The following is a 3,156-nucleotide window of genomic DNA, read 5'->3' as shown; positions in this document are numbered from 1 at the left end:
GCTTCGGGGCGGTGTCGGAGGTGCCGGGCGCGCGCGGGGCGGGGGTGGCCGCCGCCCGGGTGGCCCCGGTGGCCCGGCGGGTGGTGCCGGCCGGCTTCGTCTCGGCGGCCGTGCCCTCGGCGACCGAGGTCTCGGCGACCGGCGCGGAGCCGGCGGGCCCGGTGGACGTGGTGGGCCCGGTGGACGCAGCGGTGGATGCGGTGGACGCGGAGCCGGTAAGGGCCGCCGCGGGCGTGGCGGTGGATATGCCCCGCCGCAGGCTGTCCGGCAGAGCCGGGCGGCCGGTCAGCCCGTATACGGCGTTCTCCTTCCGGAACGCGTCGTAGATCTCGGCAATGACCTGCTTCTGCCGTTCGGTGAGCGTCGAGTCGGCGAGGACCGCCGCGGTCACATCGCTGTCCGACGCCCGTTCGTCGAGAATGCCGGCCTGCACGTACAGCACTTCCGCGGAGATCCGGAGCGCCTTGGCGATCTGTTGCAGAATCTCGGCGGACGGCTTGCGCAGGCCGCGTTCGATCTGGCTCAGATAGGGATTGCTGACGCCGGCCTGCCGGGCGAGCTGACGTACCGAGATATGTGCAGCCTTGCGCTGGTCCCGGATGAAGTCTCCGAGATCGCGTACGTTCAGGGGCGGCACGTTCAGTGTCGGCCTCCTTTCGTCTGAGGTATGCGCCGGCGCGCCGGGTGGACCATGCCCGCCGGGCGGACTTCACCGGGCGAACCATGCGTACGGTCACGGGACTCGCCGTGTCGCTGAACCGATGGTTGGCATCGTACGGCCAACTGCTAGCTGTGGCAAGCAGTTGGCAAGCATTCTGGAATGCCCGGGACGCCTCCGCCCGGGCCGGCCCGAGGGTTTCCGTGCCTCCGGCGCGCACAGGTGGGCCCACGCGGGGATTTGATGTTTATTCACGGTATTAACGATGTTGCGGATGCGCTAAGCACAATGAGTACTGTGAGTATTCACACTTGTCTCAGGGGTTGCGAACGATCGCATGTGGCCACACTGAGATCGCAATAAGTAACAAACATTTTACTTTTGGTTGCGCATCGGCGAGCTGTCGATCGGTCAGCCGTCGATCAGCCGCCGGGCGATGGCGGTCAGCCGGCTACCGGCCGGTCTCGCCGGCCCAGTCCTTCCCGCTGGTCAGCGAGTCGCGTGTGCTAGCCACTCGCGTTGTGTTGCTAGCGCCGACTCGGTCTCGGCCACCTCGTCCGCGCGCCCGTGGGCCCGGGCACGCTCCAGCCGCGCCTCCAGTTTGGCGACCGACTCCCGCAGCGTCGTCACGAACGGGGACTCGGCAGCCTCCCGCCGGCGCCACTGGGCATCGGACACGGACCGGACGCGGTCACCGGCGGCGGACAGCCGTCGCTCGAGGTCGCCGACGGCGTCCCGGGGCACCTTCCCGATGATGTCCCACTGTTCCTCGATCTGCCGCAGCCTGCGCAGCGCCTGGTCGGGCCGGGCGAGGTCGAGCGCGGCGGCCTCGGCGAGCAGCTGCTCCTTGGCGGCCTGGTTCACCCGCAGATGCGCGTCCCGCTCGGCGTTGGCGGCGTTGCGCCGGGCGAAGAAGGCGTCCTGCGCGGCACGGAAACGCGCCCACAGCTCGTCCTCGATGTCCCTGGGTGCCCGCCCGGCCGACTTCCACTGGTTCATCAGCGCCCGGTAGTGGGCGCCGGTGGCCGACCATTCGGTGGAGTCGACGAGTGCCTCGGCCTCGGCCACGATTGCTTCCTTGCGCTGTCTGGACTGGGCCCGCTGCTGGTCGAGCGCGGCGAAGTGAGCGGTCCGGCGCTGGTTGAACTCCTCGCGCGCGGCGGTGGCCCGCTTCCACAGGTCGGCGTCGGTACGGCGGTCCACCCCCGTGACCGCCCGGAACTCGACGGCGATCGAACGGAACCGTTCCCCGGCGGTCTTCCAGTCGGAGCTGCGCGCGAGGCGTTCGCTCTCGGCGACGAGCGCTTCCTTCGCCTCCACCGCGGCGGCGGCCCGCTGGGCGCGTTCGGCCTCGCGCCGCGCGCCACGCTCGCCGGCCGCTTCCAGCACCGACCCCAGGCGTGCGGTGAGCGCGTCCAGGTCACCGACCACCGCCGCGGTGTCGAGGGAGGCCAGCAGCCGCCGCGCGCTCGCGACGAGCCCCGTCGGGTCGGCGCTGGGGACGGCCAGCCGCTGCTCCAGCAGCGCGGCCTCGGCGGCCAGATCGTCATAGCGCCGGGCGAAGTGCGCAAGGCCCTCCGCCGGGGAGCCCGCCCGCCAGGAGCCGACTGGGCGCTCACCCGTGGTTGTGCGTACGTACACGGTGCCGTCGTCGCCGACACGCCCCCATTCGGAGCTGTTGCGCTCGCTCATCGTGGTCCCGAAGATCGGCGTCAGGTCAGCTGCCATTCTTACAGGCATCGCGCGGATGGGGCACATCCTGCTGGCCGTTGGCAGGCCGGGGAGACGCCGTCGGCCGTCGGGCGTCGTCCCGGTGGGGGGAGCCGCGTCGCGGCGGGGGCGGCGGGCGGCGGGATCTTCCCCGGTCGCCCCGGTCGCCCCGGTCGCCCCGGTGCCCGTCCCCGGTCCCGGGCCTCGGTGTCGTTCTCGGTGCCGGGCCGTGGTGCCGTCCCCGGTGCCGGGGAGCGCTCCGCCCGCCGTTCCCGGCGCTGCCTCGAGGGTGGGCGGAACGCTCCCGCGGGGGAAGCCGCACCCCGGACGGAATCGTGGCCGGCGAATTTCCGATGTGCTTTCCTCAACATTGTCGGAAATACGACAGCGGGCCGTTGGCCGGCAATCCGGCGTCAACCACGGTTTTTCTGAACGGGCCGTCATATGTGTGGCCGCGGTGACATGCCCCGGTCGTATACAGATGTTCTCCCGGCCACCAGGATTCCAGCCGTGTACCGAGCAGACGAGACCCGCCCGGGGCCGCCGGCGGGAGCGCCTGCCGGCGGCTCCGCCCATGGGCGGCCGCCGGCAGGCGAGCCTTCCGGGCCGCGTCACGCGCGACGTTCCGCGCGGCCGGCAGCGGTGCCGGTGCCCGGGGATGCCGCCCTCGACGGCGCCCGGCGCCGGGCCCAGCCAGCGGCCTCAGTGGCCTCAGTGGCCGCAGGGGTCCCGACGTCCGCGGGGTCCCGGCGTCCGCGGTGCTCCCAGGGGACGCCGAGGTCTCGCCC

2 protein-coding genes are annotated in these 3,156 nt (G+C 72.1%); both read right to left on the bottom strand.

The annotated features are described in order from the left end of the window. A partial coding sequence (locus tag NBX02_RS23410) for a helix-turn-helix domain-containing protein (RefSeq protein ID WP_445548557.1) occupies window positions 1-637 on the bottom strand: 637 nt, incomplete at its 3' end. A gap of 510 nt (window positions 638-1,147) precedes the next feature. Then, window positions 1,148-2,386 carry a DUF349 domain-containing protein gene (locus NBX02_RS20480; RefSeq protein ID WP_250281959.1) on the bottom strand — a complete coding sequence of 413 codons (1,239 nt, stop codon included), beginning with the start codon at window positions 2,384-2,386 and terminating at the stop codon, window positions 1,148-1,150. Window positions 2,387-3,156: the final 770 nt, after the last annotated feature.

This window comes from Protofrankia sp. CiP1_Cm_nod1 (assembly GCF_920888515.1).
In the GTDB taxonomy this organism is placed as follows: Bacteria; Actinomycetota; Actinomycetes; order Frankiales; family Frankiaceae; genus Protofrankia.
The sequence above is the reverse complement of the archived record's forward strand: the minus strand, read 5'-3'. Positions and strand labels throughout refer to the sequence as shown.

Coding starts and splice junctions, on each gene's coding strand:
- NBX02_RS20480 (WP_250281959.1), bottom strand. CDS start 2,386: ATGGCAGCTGACCTGACGCCGATCTTCGGGACCACGATGAGCGAGCGC.